This window comes from Plantibacter flavus (assembly GCF_051487245.1).
GTDB classification, from domain to species: Bacteria; Actinomycetota; Actinomycetes; order Actinomycetales; family Microbacteriaceae; genus Plantibacter; species Plantibacter flavus_B.
Genome location: NZ_JAHVDH010000006.1, coordinates 123,987 through 139,378, shown reverse-complemented (window position 1 = coordinate 139,378; position 15,392 = coordinate 123,987). Strand labels below are relative to the sequence as shown.

Annotated in this window: 15 protein-coding genes; 9 read left to right on the top strand and 6 right to left on the bottom strand. The window is 69.5% G+C overall.

Annotated elements, in window-relative coordinates:
• Positions 1-216 precede the first annotated feature (216 nt).
• The 4 genes from KXS11_RS16115 (at position 217) to KXS11_RS16100 (ending at position 4,467) form a co-directional block, all read left to right on the top strand.
• Positions 217-1,326, top strand: a complete 1,110-nt coding sequence (locus tag KXS11_RS16115; protein WP_437386643.1) for an ABC transporter substrate-binding protein — start codon at positions 217-219, stop codon at positions 1,324-1,326.
• Entirely contained in the window at positions 1,326-2,297 is a 972-nt protein-coding gene (locus KXS11_RS16110; protein ID WP_437386642.1) for an ABC transporter permease, read from the top strand. Before KXS11_RS16115 ends, KXS11_RS16110 begins: the two co-directional genes overlap by 1 nt.
• 146 nt (positions 2,298-2,443) lie before the next feature.
• Positions 2,444-3,382 carry an ABC transporter permease gene (locus KXS11_RS16105; RefSeq protein WP_437386641.1) on the top strand — a complete coding sequence of 313 codons (939 nt, stop codon included), beginning with the start codon at positions 2,444-2,446 and terminating at the stop codon, positions 3,380-3,382.
• A complete protein-coding gene (locus KXS11_RS16100; RefSeq protein ID WP_437386640.1) occupies positions 3,379-4,467 on the top strand; it encodes an ABC transporter ATP-binding protein in 1,089 nt (362 codons plus the stop codon). Before KXS11_RS16105 ends, KXS11_RS16100 begins: the two co-directional genes overlap by 4 nt.
• Before the next feature lie 122 nt (positions 4,468-4,589).
• On the opposite strand, the gene KXS11_RS16095 is transcribed toward KXS11_RS16100, so the two are convergent.
• A complete protein-coding gene (locus KXS11_RS16095) occupies positions 4,590-5,744 on the bottom strand; it encodes an AI-2E family transporter (protein ID WP_437386639.1) in 1,155 nt (384 codons plus the stop codon).
• 159 nt (positions 5,745-5,903) lie between these two features.
• Here KXS11_RS16095 and KXS11_RS16090 point away from each other — a divergent pair, with 159 nt between their 5' ends.
• The gene (locus KXS11_RS16090; RefSeq protein WP_437386638.1) at positions 5,904-6,218 is read left to right on the top strand and encodes a hypothetical protein; all 315 of its coding nucleotides are present in this window, start codon (positions 5,904-5,906) and stop codon (positions 6,216-6,218) included.
• A gap of 73 nt (positions 6,219-6,291) precedes the next feature.
• Here the strand turns inward: KXS11_RS16090 and aztD are convergent, their stop codons facing one another.
• Genes aztD through aztB form a run of 4 tightly spaced genes read right to left on the bottom strand, consistent with a single transcriptional unit; the run spans position 6,292 to position 10,742 of the window.
• On the bottom strand, positions 6,292-7,554 hold the full coding sequence (gene aztD, locus KXS11_RS16085; RefSeq protein ID WP_437386637.1) for a zinc metallochaperone AztD: 1,263 nt from the start codon (positions 7,552-7,554) through the stop codon (positions 6,292-6,294).
• Positions 7,555-7,579: 25 nt separating this feature from the next.
• Positions 7,580-8,560, bottom strand: coding sequence for a zinc ABC transporter substrate-binding protein AztC (gene aztC / locus KXS11_RS16080; protein WP_437386636.1), 981 nt, complete (start codon positions 8,558-8,560; stop codon positions 7,580-7,582).
• Entirely contained in the window at positions 8,557-9,864 is a 1,308-nt protein-coding gene (locus KXS11_RS16075) for an ABC transporter (protein WP_437386635.1), read from the bottom strand. The genes aztC and KXS11_RS16075 overlap by 4 nt, the downstream gene beginning before the upstream one ends.
• A complete protein-coding gene (gene aztB, locus KXS11_RS16070) occupies positions 9,774-10,742 on the bottom strand; it encodes a zinc ABC transporter permease AztB (RefSeq protein ID WP_437386634.1) in 969 nt (322 codons plus the stop codon). The genes KXS11_RS16075 and aztB overlap by 91 nt, the downstream gene beginning before the upstream one ends.
• A 50-nt stretch (positions 10,743-10,792) precedes the next feature.
• Here aztB and aztA point away from each other — a divergent pair, with 50 nt between their 5' ends.
• The 3 genes from aztA (at position 10,793) to KXS11_RS16055 (ending at position 12,976) form a co-directional block, all read left to right on the top strand.
• Positions 10,793-11,536: a zinc ABC transporter ATP-binding protein AztA gene (gene aztA, locus KXS11_RS16065; RefSeq protein ID WP_437386633.1), complete on the top strand. Its 744-nt coding sequence runs from the start codon at positions 10,793-10,795 to the stop codon at positions 11,534-11,536.
• Positions 11,537-11,545: 9 nt separating this feature from the next.
• Positions 11,546-11,890 carry a chorismate mutase gene (locus tag KXS11_RS16060; RefSeq protein ID WP_437386632.1) on the top strand — a complete coding sequence of 115 codons (345 nt, stop codon included), beginning with the start codon at positions 11,546-11,548 and terminating at the stop codon, positions 11,888-11,890.
• Between the two features lie 132 nt (positions 11,891-12,022).
• Complete coding sequence (locus tag KXS11_RS16055) at positions 12,023-12,976, top strand: SDR family NAD(P)-dependent oxidoreductase (protein ID WP_437386631.1); 954 nt, start codon at positions 12,023-12,025, stop codon at positions 12,974-12,976.
• Between the two features lie 180 nt (positions 12,977-13,156).
• On the opposite strand, the gene KXS11_RS16050 is transcribed toward KXS11_RS16055, so the two are convergent.
• On the bottom strand, positions 13,157-13,852 hold the full coding sequence (locus tag KXS11_RS16050; protein ID WP_437386630.1) for a FadR/GntR family transcriptional regulator: 696 nt from the start codon (positions 13,850-13,852) through the stop codon (positions 13,157-13,159).
• A gap of 240 nt (positions 13,853-14,092) precedes the next feature.
• On the opposite strand from KXS11_RS16050, the gene KXS11_RS16045 reads away from it, so the two are divergent.
• Complete coding sequence (locus KXS11_RS16045; RefSeq protein WP_437386629.1) at positions 14,093-15,328, top strand: aminotransferase class V-fold PLP-dependent enzyme; 1,236 nt, start codon at positions 14,093-14,095, stop codon at positions 15,326-15,328.
• Positions 15,329-15,392: the final 64 nt, after the last annotated feature.

Sequence of the window (15,392 nt, the reverse complement as noted above, 5' to 3'; positions counted from 1 at the left end):
GATTCCCGCGAAAATGCTGCAGGATTCGGCCGCTGCGCGCGAGAACTCCCTGAATTCTGAACAGTAGGTCTTGTGTTCACCTGTGCGTCACCGAGTGGCCGTGACCACGCAAGGTGGCGACCCTAGCTTGTCCTCCAGACGACGGACGCGGTATCCGACAGCCCGACAGCACGGGCGGCCGCTGACGTCACTGGAGGAACCGTGAACACCAGGCGCATGACCGCCCTCGCCATCGTCGCTCTCGCAGCGACCGCGCTCACCGCATGCTCGGCAGGGGCCGACGCCGCGTCCGACTCCGGCATCGATGCGGCGACAGCGACCACCGCGGAGGACTTCGGCGGGCTCGACGCCCTCGTCACCGCGGCCGAAGCCGAGGGCGAACTCAACGTCATCGCGCTCCCCGACAACTGGGCCAACTACGGCGCGATCATCTCCGCCTTCGAAGCCAAGTACGACATCACCGTGAACTCGGCCGACCCCGACGTCTCGAGCGCCGAGGAGATCACCGCAGCGCAGAACCAGAAGGGGCAGGACACCGCACCCGACGTCTTCGACCTGGGCAGCGCCGTCGCCCTCGCCAACCTCGACCAGTTCGCGCCGTACCAGGTCGCCAACTGGGATGAGATCCCCGACGGGTACAAGGAGAAGACCGGCCTCTGGGTGTACGACTACACCGGCCTCGTCTCCATCGGCTACGACGCCGACGCCGTCCCCGCCCCGAAGTCGATCGACGACCTCCTCGGCTCCGAGTTCGCGGGCAAGGTCGCGTTGAACGGCGACCCGACCCAGGCCGGTGCGGCAGCAGCCGGTGTGTACCTCGCCGCCCTGCAGTCCGGCGGAACCGCGGACGACATCCAGCCCGGCATCGACTTCTTCCAGAAGTTGAACCAGGCCGGCAACTTCCTGCCGCTCGACCCGACGCCGGCGACCATCGCCTCTGGCGAGACCCCCGTCGTCATCGACTGGAGCTACAACAACCTCGCAGCCGCGACCGAGAACGAGGGCCAGCGCAACTGGAAGACCACCGTCCTCCCCGGCTCGGCTGTCGGCAGCTACTACAACCAGGCCGTGAACGTCGACGCTCCGCACCCCGCGGCCGCCCGACTGTGGCAGGAATTCCTGTTCAGCCCCGAGGCGCAGAACCTGTACCTCGCAGCCGGCGCCTACCCGGCGACGCTCGACGCGATGGTGGAGGCCGGCACGGTCGATCAGGACGCTCTCGACGCCGTGGGTGAGATGCCCGCAGACCTCGTGCAGTTCAGCCCTGCGCAGACCGAGCAGGCCACCGCACTGCTCGCCGAGAAGTGGGCGGCAGCGATCTCCTGATGAGCGCTTCCGCCGCAGGGCGGAGCGAGGCGGGGTCGGCAGTCGCCGGCCCCGCCGTCTCGCTCCCCATCACCACCGATCGTGCGTCGTCGCACGAGACCGAACCGGTTGCGAAGCCACGCCGCCGCCCCCGCTGGGCGCTCCTCGGCCTCACACCGTTCGCCGCCTACACCCTCCTCTTCCTCGCAGTGCCGACCGTGCTGGCGCTCGCGACCGGCTTCTTCGACGGCGACGGCGCGTTCACGCTCGACAATCTGACGGCGCTCTTCGAGCCGGCGGTCCTCGGCGCGTTCGCGTCGTCGTTCTGGGTGTCAGCGGTCACCGCCATCGCGGGGGCCCTCGTCGGCTCGCTCGTCTGCTACGCGCTGCTCGCCGTGCGCCCGGACGGATTCATCCGCACCATCGTCGATGCGGCCTCGAGCGTGCTCGCCCAGTTCGGTGGCGTCATGCTCGCGTTCGCGTTCATCGCGACGATCGGGATCCAGGGACTCATCACGGTGTTCCTCAAGGACAGCGTCGGCGTCGACATCTTCGCGAACGGCGTGTGGTTGTACCAGGTGCCCGGCCTCCTGCTGCCGTACCTGTACTTCCAGGTGCCGCTCATGATCATCACCTTCATGCCCGCGATGGAAGGACTGAAGCGCACCTGGTCGGAGGCCAACGCGACCCTCGGCGGCACGCGCTTCACCTACTGGACGCGCATCGCGATGCCCGTGCTCGCGCCCTCCTTCTTCGGGTCGCTCCTGCTCCTGTTCGCGAACGCGTTCTCCAGTTACGCGACAGCCGCCGCGCTCATCAGCCAGGGGGCGCAGATCGTGCCGCTCCAGATCCGTGGAGCACTCATCAGCGAGACCGTCCTCGGCCGTGAGAATCTCGCCGGCGCCCTCGCCATCGGCATGATCATCGTCATGGTCGTCATGATGACCGGGTACTCAGCGCTGCAGGCGCGCACGGAACGGTGGCAGCGATGAGTTCGATCGATGATGACCGGGCTGGGCGGATCACCGGCAGCGCTGCAGGCGCGCACGGAACGGTGGCAGCGATGAGTTCGATCGATGATGACCGGGCTGGGCGGATCACCGGTAGCTCTGCAGGCGCGCACGGAACGGTGGCAGCGATGAGTTCGATCGACACTGAGACCACGGACCCCGCAGGTCCGCTCGGCCCGCGCCCGACCGTCACGAAGACGGAGGCGCTCGTGAAGAGCCGGGCACCGCTCGGTGGGAGACCGCACCGCGTGCGGCCAGCGGTCCGTCGCGACGCCGCGACCCCGTCGAAGCTCACGAGTCGGCTCATCCTGATCGTCGTCGGTCTGGTCTTCGCCGTGCCGATCCTCTCGATGGTGGAGTTCACGCTCCGCGCGGGTATCGACGGCGGACATGACCTCAGCCACTGGGCCGCGATCCTCGACCCGGAGAACGCACGCAAGTACCGCGTACTGTTCCAGGGCATCGGGAACTCGGTGATCCTCGCGGCCGTCACGGTGCTGATCGTCGTCGTGCTGCTGCTGCCGACCATGATCCTCGTGAAGCTGCGCTTCCCGAAGCTCCAACGGGTGCTCGAGTTCGTGTGCATCATCCCCATCACCGTCCCGGCGATCGTGCTCGTCGTGGGCCTCGCACCGGTGTATTCGGTGGTGGCCCGCGTGCTCGGCTCCTCGCCGTGGACGCTGGCCTTCGCCTACGGCATCACCGTGCTGCCCTATGCGTACCGCGCGATCGCCGCCAACCTGCAGTCCGTCGACGTGGGCACGCTCGCGGAGGCCGGACGCACTCTCGGAGCGGGCTGGGGCACCGTGCTCATCCGGATCCTGCTGCCGAACCTGCGACGTGGCGTCCTGTCGGCGTCGGTGATCTCGGTCGCGGTCGTCCTCGGCGAGTACACGATCGCCTCACTGCTCGGACGCAACACGCTCCAGACCTCGCTCGTGCAGGTGTCGAAGAGCGACCCGTTCGTCGCGGTCATCTTCGCGCTGCTGGCGCTCGCGTTCGCGTTCGTCCTGCTCTTCATCATCGGCCGCGTCGGCGAGGGTCGTCGCATCAGGGAGACACCATGACCATCATCGATCAGTCGGCATCCGCCGCTTCAGGTGCCGAACGGCAATCCGGCGCCGAGGTCCAGTTCCAGCGCGTCGTGAAAGACTACGGCCAGGGCGCGCGCGCCCTCGACGGCGTGAGTCTCACGCTCGCGCCCGGAGAGTTCGTCGCGTTGCTCGGCCCGTCGGGTTGCGGCAAGACGACGGCACTCCGGAGCCTCGCCGGCCTCGAGGACATCACCTCGGGCAGCGTGCTCATCGACGGCGTCGACGTCGCAGCTGTGCCGACGAACAAGCGCGACCTGGGCATGGTGTTCCAGTCGTACTCGCTCTTCCCGCACCTCACCGTGCTCGAGAACGTCGAGTTCGGGCTGCGCATGCGCAGGGTTCCCGCTGGCGAGCGACGCACTCGCGCTGAAGAGAGTCTCGAACTCGTCGGACTTGGCCACCTCGGTGCACGCTACGCCCACCAGCTCTCGGGTGGGCAACAGCAGCGCGTCGCGCTCGCCCGCGCGCTGGTGACCCGTCCCCGGGTGCTCCTCCTCGACGAACCGCTCAGCGCCCTCGACGCCAAGGTGCGCGTGCAGTTGCGGGACGAGATCCGGCGCATCCAGTCGGAACTGCAGATCACGACGTTGTTCGTGACGCACGACCAGGAGGAGGCGCTGGCGGTGGCCGACCGCGTCGCGGTCATGCGGGCAGGGGTCATCGAGCAGATCGGGACGCCGGAGGAGCTGTACTCCCGGCCGTCGTCGTCGTTCGTCGCGGAGTTCATCGGCCTCAGCAACCGTTTCGCCGGCCGGTTGGTCGGTGGGGGAGTCGACGTGCTCGGCCAGCGTCTGCCGGTCATCGGGCAGCACCCCGACCACGGCGACGTCACCGCGCTCGTCCGCCCGGAGGACATCGTGTTCGTCGACGCGACCGAGTCGGGTGCCGATGCCGTCGTGCTCGCGTCGAGCTTCCTCGGCCCGGTGCGGCGCACGACCGTCGAGCTGCCGGACGGCACCCTGGTCGCCGTGCAGCACGGCGCGACCGAGCGGCTCGAGGTCGGCGAGGCCGTCCGCATCCGCTTCACCGGGCGCCCGGTGCCGGTGCAGCAGCGCTGAGCCGGGCGGTTCAGAATTCAGGGAATCACGGTGCTGTCGGGCCGCAATGTCCGATTTCCGCGAGGATCGTGCCCGACCCGAGTCTTTCCGCCGGAGATTCCCTGAATTCTGAACAGGCTCTGTCAGGGCTTTCGGTTTTGCCGTGGCACGACCACCTGCTTGATGATGAGGAGGATGGACGCGGTCACCGGAATGGACACGAGAGCGCCGAGGAGCCCGAGGAGCGTCCCGCCGACCATCGCGCCGATGACGACGAGCGCACCGGGGACGGCGACGGCCTTGTTCATCACGCGCGGGGTGAGCACGTACGACTCGATCTGCATGTAGATCAGGTAGTAGATCACGACGACGAGCGCGGTCGTCGGGGAGTTGAAGAGCCCGACGATCGCGACGATCACCGTGGCGATGATCGAACCGACGAGCGGGATGAGCGTGACGAAGAAGATCACGACGGCGAGGATGCCCGCATACGGGACGCCCACGATGAGCATCATCACGAGGCCGAGGCCGGCGTTGATCGCGGCGAGCGTGACCATGCCGCTCACGTATCCGCCGATCGACCCGGTGATCTGATCGGTGATCGAGACCACGCGCGGACGGGACGGGCGGGGGACGAGCGAGTAGAACGCGTTCTTCATCGCCTGCATCGACGCCAGGAAGTAGAGAGCGAGCACGAGCGCGATGAACCCGCCGAAGAACCCGTTCGCGATGCCGACACCGATGTTGAGCACGCCGCCGGCGAGTGCGATCCAGTTCTTGGGGTCTGCTGCGAGGCCGTACAGCCACTCGAGTGCGCCCTCGAGGTCGATGCCGGGGCCGAGGTAGGAGTTCAGGTTGGTGAACCACTCCTGATTCTGGATGTCGGTCAGGAAGATCGGTGCGTTGGAGACGAGTTCGACGGCCTGCCGCGTGACGATCGGGATGATGACGGCGAGCAGGACGCCGATGATGATCGCGAACGCCGCGAAGACGATGACGATGGCGACCGGCCGTCTGATGCCTTTGGACTCCAACCGCACGACCACGGGGTCGAGGCCGAGTGCGATGAACAGCCCGACGGCGATGTAGACGAGGATCGTCGACAAGGAGCCGATCGTGAGGCCGACGAGGACGGCCGCGAGAGCGCCGAGGGCTCCGATGAAGCCGATCGCGAACGGGTGCTGCAGCGTCGTCTTGACCGTGGACGTGCGGGACACCGGGCGTCCGCCTCGGAAGGCGATGCGTGGCGTGCCGGCCGGACGACGCAGGGCCTGGGAGCGGCGCGGTTCACTGGACATGGGCTTAGCGTATTGCTCAGGACGGCCGGGCGGGGCCAGCGGCACGGGCGGGTACCGCACACGGATGACCGCGGACGTGGTACCGGAGGATGACATCGGGCCGCCGAGATCACCCGGCCGCGGGATGTCCTGCGCGTCTCTCACGACGACGATGGGAACATGTCATCGATCAGCCGCTCGCACGCCATCCGTCCGCAGGTCACCACGCCCGTGCCGGTCGCATCGCTGCCGCAGCCGGTCCGCATCGGTGCGCAGGCCGCTCCTGTCGGCGACCGGGTCCCGGAGGTCGCCGAGCGCGTGTCGGCCGCAGCGCACGTGTCCAGGGGTGCTGCCGGTGTCGACCTCACGACGTCGGCTGCAGCGTCGCCCGCCGATGATGCCGCAACGCCCATGGCATCCGGCATCCGCTTCCTCGGTGCCGGCTGGGCCGCCGACGCCGCCCTGTTCGCGCAGTACCGCCGCCGCTCGAACTGACTGGAAACGCGAGCGCGCCCGTTCCGTCCCCTGTGGTGCAGTGGGAGGACGGCCCGGGCGCGATCGGTGGTGATCAGCCGGTGACGACGGCGATCTCGTTCGGCACGTCGGGCAGCTCACCCGTGACGATCTCGCCGGTGGCGAGGTCCACGGCGTGGATCGACTTCGTCGCGGGATCGGTCACGTAGGCGACGCCGTCTGCGACGACGAGCGCCGGGTGGGCGTCCTGCCACTCGGCCGGCGGCTCCCAGGCGTCGATGACCTCGATGGTGTCGGTGACCTCTCCGCTCAGTTCGTCGAGGACATGGAGTGAACCGTCGTTGCCGAGCACCACGACCTCGTCGGATGGGCCTCGGGCCACGTCTCGCCACGTGTAGCCGACACCCTCCGGGAGGTCGACGATCTTCGTGGTCTTCGCGACGGTGTCGGTGAAGGCGAGCTGACGGAGGTCGTACCCCTCCGCGTCGGGATCGCTGTTGTAGTCGCCGACCGCGATGCTCGAGGTCTCGCTCACGTACTGGTTACCGGTGCGGCCGTAGGCGTCGGGAGCCTGGATCTTGGTGAACTCGCCGTGATCGTAGACGAGCACGCCGTCGCTGCAGCCGAAGACGACGATCTCGTCCTCGACCGTACCCTCCCCGTGGACGGAGGGGCACTGCTCGTTGCGGGCGATCTCGGTGCGTGAGGCGTCGAGCACCCGCACGCCCGTGCGAGCCTCCGAGGTGCCGAGCGTGGAGAGCAGGGTGCCGTCCTCGAGCTCGATCGCGACCCCGTGGTGCGCGGCCTCCGAGGCGACCGTCTCGGTCTCCGGCAGTTCGGAAGTCGCGTCGAGGAGCGCAGCGCTGTCGAAGATCGTCGTGTCCCCGGTCCCATCGGCGAAGAGGATGGTCTTCTCGCCATGCCGGACGACGTGGCCTGCCGTGTCCGCCTCGAACACGAGGTCGGTGAGCTCCGGGTCGGCCTGGTGGGAGGAGCCGTCGGCGTCCGTCCACGTGCCGGTGTCGAGCACCTGGAACCCCTTACCCGTGGTGACGAGCACGTGGCGTCCGTCACCCGCCGGGTTCACCCGGTTGAAGCCGGCGAGGGGCAGATCGCCGACGACCTCGAGGGTCGCGGCATCGACGACGAGCAGGCCGCCGTCGTAGGTGAGGGTGATCCGGCTCTGCGGGCCGTCCGAGGCGGTCGCGCTCGAGTCGGCGGTGGAGCCGTTCGCCGTCGCGCATCCCGTGAGGAGGAGGGCCGAGGCGGCGCTCACGGTGAGGAACGGAGCCCATCGTCGTCGGGTGCCGGTCGAGCCGCCGGTGCTGCGGGTGGAGCTGCGGTGCTGGTGCATCATGTCCTATCGTGTCGTGGACGCCCGCTCAGGGCGAGAGTCCGGTGGCGATGCGTTCCGTGTTGGCACGCATCATGGTGAGGTAGGTGGGGGCTTCGCCGTCTGCTGCCGTCAGTGACTCGGTGAAGAGCGGCACGACCGCGACGTCGAGCTCCGCCTCGTCGGCGAGCACCTGCACGAGTCGGTCCGGTTGGGAGGAGTCGGCGAAAATCGTGCGCACACCGGCGGCCGCGATGGCGGTCGACAGCTCATCGAGGTCGGAGGCGCTCGGAGCGGCGAGCGTGGTGCCGGAGGGGATGACCGCGCCGATGACCTCGAAGCCGTAGCGTTCGGCGAGATAGCCGAAGACGTGGTGGTTGGTGACGAGCTTGCGGTGCTCCACCGGGATCGTGTCGAATGCGGCGGACATCGCCTCGTCGAGCGACGCCAGCTCGGCGAGGTAGGCGTCGGCGTTCGCCCGGATCTCGGTGGTGTCGAGAGACGGCACATCCTCGACCAGCGCATCCGTCACGCCCTCGACGACCGTGGACATCTGCCGCGGGTCCGTCCAGAAGTGCGGATCCGGCGCGCCCGAGTCGGTCTCGAGCACGTCGATGAGCGAACCGGCCTCGACGATTCGCACCCCTTCGGCGGCGGCGGTCTCCAGATGCCGGACCAGCCCCTCCTCGAGCCGCAAGCCGTTCGAGACGACGAGTTCGGCGCCGACGATACGGGCGGCCTCCTGGGCGGAGATCTCGAAGGAGTGCGGGTCGGCGTTCGGCTGCATCAGGGTCATGACCTCGGCCGAGTCTCCGACGAGTTCACCGACGACGTCGCCGAGGATGTTCGTCGTGACCACCACGAGGGGCCGGTCGTCCGCAGCCGCACTGCAACTCGTGAGACCTGCTGCCGCGGTGATGCCAACGGTGAGCGCCGCCAGGGTGCGGAGGGTCCGGATCGGTGATGTCCGGGGCCGTGGTGCGCGGCGTACGGCGCTGGGGTGCGGTTCGGCGCTGCGATGCATGGTCATCGTCCCGTCTCGGCGAGGAACGCCGGCTCGGTGTCGTAGATGAAGCTTCGGGCGATCCGTGCGGCGTCCGCGTAGTCGACCTCTTCGACGGTCCGCGCGCTCGGGCGGTTGAGGTAGGCACGGTTCTGGTCCACCTCGAGCTGCACGCCAGCGGCGAGGTCCTCCGTAGTGAGGAGCTGACCGGTCGCACCGGCCGTCGCGCCGCTCGCGCCGTCCAGGACGAGGACGCGTCCATCGGTCGTCACGGCCACGACGTGCTGCTCGCGGTCGTCGACGGCGCTCACGAGCTGAAGCGGGACCTCGGTCGGCAGGAGGCTCCAGCTGCGTTCACGGGTGTCGAGAAGCCAGGCGCCGGTGGCGCCCGCGACCGCAGCGACGGTGGGACGGCCGGGACGGGCGTGGAAGGACCAGGCCCGCTCGGACGCGGCGACGGCACCCGGGTACGGGATCGCCTCGAACGTCGGCACCGGATCGGCGTCGCTCGAGCTGCGGTCGACGACGGCGAGCAGCGCTCCCTCGGTGCATCCGACGACGACTCCGACGTTCGTCGTGATGGATCCGGACGCCGCACTGCACCCCTCGAGGGCGGCGCGAGCGGCCGCGACCGATGAGCCCGCTGCGTCGAGTGGGTTCCCCGATGCGTCGTACAGGGCGAGTGCGCCCTGGCCGTCCGTCGCGAGGACGGTCTCGCCGATCGGTACGGCGATCCCCTCGGCGCCGGGCCGCGTCGTGATCGTGCCCGTCTCGGCCACCTCGCCGGTGCCGAGCGCCACCGTGTCGAGGAGCATCGTCTCGCCAGAGTCCGCGAAGCGCACAGTGGTCGTCGTGGCACCCGCCACGATGCTGGCGACGCCCTGGCCCTCCAGCTCACCGACGACCCGCGCCTCGGCCCGGTAGTAGTGCTGGTGGTCCCCGTGGTCGACGGTCCACACGCCCGTGTCGATGACGGTGACGGTGCCGGGCGGGTCGGACTGCGCGGCGACGAACCGCCCGTCACCCGACATCGAGGACAGCGGCCCGAGCTGAGCGACCGTCGACCGGTCCTCGCTCAGGAGGTCCGTGAGCTCGACGAGTCCCGTGGCGTCCGCCGTCGCGAGGTGCAGCTGCGGTTCGGGGAGCTCGCTCGCGCCCTCGACGTAGCCGTGACCGCGGGCCTCGGTAGGCGTCGTCGGGGAGCTCGCCGCATCTCCGGGCGCAGCGCACGCGGTGAGGATCAGCGCGAGAGCGCCGAGGGAGAGGCCGACGATGCGGGACGGTCGTCGGACGTTGGTTCGATGGACGGGTGGGTGGGGGAGTCGGTGCACGGTGCGCTTTCCAGGTGGATCGGATCGGTCGGGTGGGTCGGGTGGTGGTCGGTCGGTCGGCGGAGCGCCAGGAGAGCGCTCCGGACGCCCCATGACGCGGCGGCGAGCAGGATCGAGCACGCCGCGATCGAGGCGCCGGCCGCGGTGCCGGCGTACCAGGAGAGCAGGAGGCCGCTCAGGACGGCGAGTGCACCGAAACCTGTGGCGAGGAGCATGATGAGTGGGATCCGCCTGGCCCAGTGCGCGGCGGCGACCGCCGGTCCGAGCAGGAGGGCGACGACGAGCAGCGTGCCGACCGCGCTGTAGGAGGCGACGACGGCGAGCGTCACCAGGCCGACGAGCGCGGCGTGGGCGAGGCGGGGCCGAAGCCCCATCGTCGCGGCGACCCGCCGGTCGAAGGCGAGGGCGACGAAGGGGCGGTGGAAGGCCGTCGCGACGACCACGGTGACGACGAGGGCGATCGCGAGGCCGAGGAGGTCGGCGGGCTGGACGGCGAGGACGTCGCCGAAGAGGATCGCCGTGAGGTCGGTGGCGAAGGATCTGCTGGCGGAGACGATGATGACGCCGAGCGCGAGCATGCCGACGAAGAGCAGCCCGATCGACGTGTCGTGCGACAGCCTGCCGCGGCGCGACACGAGGCTGATCCCGGCGCTCATGGCGACCGCACTGACCGCGGCCCCGGCCACCGGAGGCAGGCCGAGGAGCGCTGCCGCGGCGACGCCGGGGAGCATGCCGTGGGCCATCGCCTCACCGAGGAACGCGAGTCCGCGCAAGACGACCCAGGTGCCGACGACGCCGCAGATGCCCGCCACCAGAACGCCGCCGACGAGGGCGCGGAGGAGGAAGGCCGCGGTGAACGGCTCGGTGATCCAGGTCATGGTCGAGCACTCTACATGACAATGATTCTCAATATTGATAGTGTCGTGACGTGTCCAAGACCTCCGCCATCTCCGTCTCCGCAGCGCTGCCGTCCGATCGCTCGCCCTCGGGGTCGATCCACGTGCGTGACGTGTCCGCGCACCATGCCGGCACCCGCGTGCTGCACCGTGTCTCCGCCGACATCCCGTCGGCGTCGATCACGGCGATCACCGGCGCGAACGGGGCCGGGAAGTCGACACTGCTGTCCGCGATCGCCGGACTGCAACCGATCGTCGGTGGCGCCGTCGAGGGCGTGTCGGGTCGCTCGCTCGCCTTCGTCCCGCAGCGCAGCGCGGTACCGGAGCACTTCCCCGTGACGGTGCGCGAGGTGGTCTCGATGGGACGCTGGCCGCGGCTTCGATCGTGGTGGTCGCGGTTCGACGTCGACGACGTCCGGGTGGTCTCCGAGAGTCTCGATCGGTTGGGTGTCGCCGATCTCGCCGCCCGCACGTTCGGTGAGCTGTCCGGTGGTGAACGGCAGCGCGTCCTGGTCGCCCAAGCACTCGCCCGGGAGGCGGAGGTGGTGCTGCTCGACGAGCCGACGGTTGGACTGGACCGCGTCGCAGCCCGGGCGATCCGTCGGGTGCTGCGTGCGGAGGCGGATCGCGGCGCGGTCGTCGTCGAGGTCACCCATGACGCGGTGGCGATGGCCGACGCCGACGTGCGACTCCACCTCGAGGCCGGCCGGCTCCTGCCGTCCGCGACCGGTGGTCGGGCTGAGGCGGCAGGGTGCGCGGGGTGCTCCGATTGCTAGAGTTTTCGCATGAGCCAGGCCGAGCAGACCCCCGAGTCCACCGTCCCCGCCGTCGCGCCTGACGCGACCGCACCGACCGAGCGGCTCGGCAGCCTGCGCAGCAGTATCGACAACATCGATGCGGCGCTCATCCACCTGTTGGCGGAGCGGTTCAAGTGCACCCAGGAGGTCGGTCGGCTGAAGGCGGAGCACGCGATGCCCGCGAGCGACCCGGCTCGGGAGCAACGGCAGATCACGCGCCTGCGGGCCCTCGCTGAGGAGTCGCACCTCGATCCGGCCTTCGCCGAGAAGTGGTTCAACTTCGTCGTCGCCGAGGTCATCCACCACCACGAGCGTCTCGCCGGCGGTCACTGAGTCACCTGTTCTCTGTCGCCAGCGCGGTGCGCTCGGACTGGCGCACCGCGCTGACCAGGCCCGAGATGTGCGCCAGGTGACGGGTCCGCAATGCGACAGCTGCTGTTCAGTCTCGTGCGGCATCATGAATCCATGACCTGGAACGCCGCCGACCTGCCCGATCAGACCGGGAAGGTCGTGCTCGTCACCGGTGCGAATGCCGGCCTCGGTTTCTGGACCAGCCTCGCACTCGCCCGCGCCGGAGCCGAAGTCGTCCTCGGCTGCCGCAGCGCGACGAAGGCCCAGGCGGCCATGCGCGCGATCCGCGTCAAGGTCCCGAACGCGAAGCTCAGTCACCTCGCACTCGACACCTCCTCGCTTGCGTCCGTGCGGGCGGCCGGCGAGCAGATCGCGACACTCCATCGCCTCGACGGTCTCGTTGCGAACGCCGGCATCGTGCACTTCCCCGAGCAGCGCGCCGAGTCGGTCGACGGCAACGAGCTCGTCTTCGCGACGAACGTGCTCGGACACGCGGCGCTCGTCGCGGAAGCCCTCCCGGTGCTCGAGCGGACCGCGGCGGACCATGACACCGCGCCGCGCATCGTGCTCCTCGGTAGCCTGTCGACGTTGCTCGTCCGGTTCAGGTCGGATGACCTGCAGCTGCAGCACGACTACAGCGGCTGGCAGGCGTACGCCCAGTCGAAGATCGCACTGTCGTCGTTCGGCTTCGAGCTCGACCGACGACTGGCTGATGCCCACAGCACGGTGCGCGCGTTGGTCGCCCACCCTGGGTACTCCGTGAACGGACTCGACCGACGCGTCCCGGGCGTGAACGAACCCACGAAGAGCAGGCGTCTCGCCGACAACTTCCAGGCCGTCTATGCGCAGAGCAAGGCGCGGGGTGCGGAACCGACGCTGCGAGCGCTCACCGACGAGGCGGCCGACGGAGGGTGGTTCTTCGGGCCCCGCTGGTTGACGAAGGGCGATGCGGTCCGCCAGACTCCGGCGGCGATCACGACCGACGGCGCCACGGCGTCGGCCCTGTGGACTGAGCTCGAATCGCTCATCGGAACGCCCGTGCTGTCGGGAGCCAGCGCGGTGCGCTGACCCGAGCGCGGGCTCACGCGCAGCCGCGCGGGTCGCTGTGCCGGGATGTCCGCCAACCGGCTTCAGCGCGGGGGATTGGCGCGAGCGCGGGTCTCCAGAGGGGAGCGCTCGCGCGCATGGCCCGCGGCCGCGTCAGCGCATCGCGCTGGCAACGGGGGACGGACCCACCGCTCCGGCTGGTCAGTCGGTCGACCGGGTCGCAGGGGGTTGGAGGACACGAAGCCACTCCTCGGTCTGGGCGACGTGCGCCGACGCCGCCCCCGCCGCGCCCACCGGATCGCGCGCGATGATCGCCTCGGTCATCGAACGGTGACCCCGGTTGCTCACGCGACGCAGCTCATCGCCATCCGGCAGGCTGAAGACGTCGTAGGCACGCGAGCGCGAACGGAACACCTGGAGGAGGGCGGTCAGCGTCGCGTTCCCCGCGGTGCGCGTGATCAGCTCGTGGAATCGATGGTCGAGCTCGCTCGACTCGGCTGGGTCGGTGGTGCGCTCCATGGTCTCGATCAACGACATCAGCTCGGTGTGCACGGCGTCGTCGGCCCGAGCGGCAGCCTGCGAGGCGGCGTGCGTCTCCAGCACGCGGCGCAGCTCGTACATCTGCAACAGGCCGTCGAGCGGCAGGAGGTCGACCGTCAACGACAGACTGCCGATGATCTCCTCCGGCCGCAGCATCGACACGTAGGTGCCCGATCCATGCCGCGACTCGATGATGCCGAGCGCCGCCAGCATCCGCACCGCCTCGCGGAGCGAGCCGCGGGAGACCCCGAGCTCGTCGCACAGCTCGCTCTCCGCGGGGAAGCGTTGCCCGGCGACGAGTCGACCGGACGCGATCATGTGTCGCAGGCCGTGGAACGCGGTGTCGACAGCTGACATTCGGCTCCTTCTCAGGCGGACTCTTCCCGCAATCGTAGCGGCACGGCGGCTGTTCCCGGAAAGACCGGGTCGCGCCTCTGACATCAGATGAATTCTGAGAGGTCGGCAGACTCATCCGATGACTCGCGGACATTGACGCGGTTTCGATCACTTGTAACACGCAGGAAACCAAAGTCATCAAACGTTGCCTCTATGGTTATCGGACAATCCACTGCATAATCGACTCGGAGGAACGTCACTGTGGACACTCGCACCACCCTTGCAGCGCCTCGCCCGCTCACGCTCGGCGACGGACGACCGGCTGCTGCCGCCTGGACGCTCGACCCGAGCAAGCGTCACATCAACCACGGTTCCTTCGGTGCCGTCCCGATCGTCGCGCAGGAGCGTCAGCAGGCGCTGCGCCGCGAGATGGAGGCCGCCCCGCTCACCTGGTTCCCCGCGCTCCCAGCGAGGGTCGCTGCCGCTCGCGTCGGCATCGCGGAGTTCCTCGGGGCATCGACCGACACGCTCGCGCTCGTCCCCAACGCCAGCGCCGGCGCCAGCGTCGTCTTCAACAGCCTCCCGGTCTCCACCGGTCTCGAGATCGTCGTCACCGACCACGGCTACGGTGCGGTCACGATGGGAGCCGAACGCCTCGCCCGTCGCTGGGGTGGCACCGTCCGCACGGCCCGCGTGCCGCTCGGCGCGGACGCGCAGACCGCCCACGACGCCGTCGTCGCCGAGTTCAGCGACCGCACCGCGCTCGTCGTCATGGACCAGATCACCTCACCGACCGCACGCCTCCTGCCGGTGCAGCAGATCGCGGCGACCGCCCGCGCCGCCGGTATCCCCACCCTCGTCGACGCCGCCCACGTCCCCGGCCTCTACACCGACCCGATGGACGGCCTCGACTGCGACTTCTGGGTCGGCAACCTGCACAAGTTCGGCTGCGCGCCGCGCGGCACCGCCGTGCTCGTCGCCCGCAGCCCACTCGCGCAGGAGCTGTATCCGCTCATCGACTCCTGGGGTGCCCCTGCGCCGTTCCCGGACCGCTTCGACACCCAGGGAACGGTCGACGTGACGAGCTACCTCGCGGCGTCGACCGCACTGGGCTTCATCGAGGACACCTGGGGCTGGGATGGAACGCGCGCCTACATGACGGAACTCGCCGACTACGCCGTCGAGGTCGTCGCCGACGCCGTCACCGCGATCACCGGTGAGGACAGCCACGTCGACGTCGGCATGCCCGTCAACGCGCTCCGCCTCGTGAAGCTCCCGACGGGCCTCGCGACGACGCACGCGACCGCCGACGGCCTTCGTGACCGCGTGTCCGCTGAGCTCGGCATCGAGGGTGCGTTCACGAGCCTCGACGGCGTCGGCTACGTGCGCCTCTCGACCCACGCCTACAACACCCCCGAGGACTTCGAACACTTCGCCGAGCACGCCGTCCCGGTGCTCGCGCGATGGGCCCAGGCGGAGCGCGCGGCCACGAGCTGAGCAGCCTTCCCTCCCGGGAGCACGACCCACCAGCACCACCAGCACCCACCCCACCCACTGCACC

Coding starts and splice junctions, on each gene's coding strand:
- KXS11_RS16115 (WP_437386643.1), top strand. CDS start 217: ATGACCGCCCTCGCCATCGTCGCTCTCGCAGCGACCGCGCTCACCGCA.
- KXS11_RS16110 (WP_437386642.1), top strand. CDS start 1,326: ATGAGCGCTTCCGCCGCAGGGCGGAGCGAGGCGGGGTCGGCAGTCGCC.
- KXS11_RS16105 (WP_437386641.1), top strand. CDS start 2,444: ATGAGTTCGATCGACACTGAGACCACGGACCCCGCAGGTCCGCTCGGC.
- KXS11_RS16100 (WP_437386640.1), top strand. CDS start 3,379: ATGACCATCATCGATCAGTCGGCATCCGCCGCTTCAGGTGCCGAACGG.
- KXS11_RS16095 (WP_437386639.1), bottom strand. CDS start 5,744: ATGTCCAGTGAACCGCGCCGCTCCCAGGCCCTGCGTCGTCCGGCCGGC.
- KXS11_RS16090 (WP_437386638.1), top strand. CDS start 5,904: ATGTCATCGATCAGCCGCTCGCACGCCATCCGTCCGCAGGTCACCACG.
- aztD (WP_437386637.1), bottom strand. CDS start 7,554: ATGATGCACCAGCACCGCAGCTCCACCCGCAGCACCGGCGGCTCGACC.
- aztC (WP_437386636.1), bottom strand. CDS start 8,560: ATGACCATGCATCGCAGCGCCGAACCGCACCCCAGCGCCGTACGCCGC.
- aztB (WP_437386634.1), bottom strand. CDS start 10,742: ATGACCTGGATCACCGAGCCGTTCACCGCGGCCTTCCTCCTCCGCGCC.
- KXS11_RS16060 (WP_437386632.1), top strand. CDS start 11,546: ATGAGCCAGGCCGAGCAGACCCCCGAGTCCACCGTCCCCGCCGTCGCG.
- KXS11_RS16055 (WP_437386631.1), top strand. CDS start 12,023: ATGACCTGGAACGCCGCCGACCTGCCCGATCAGACCGGGAAGGTCGTG.
- KXS11_RS16050 (WP_437386630.1), bottom strand. CDS start 13,852: ATGTCAGCTGTCGACACCGCGTTCCACGGCCTGCGACACATGATCGCG.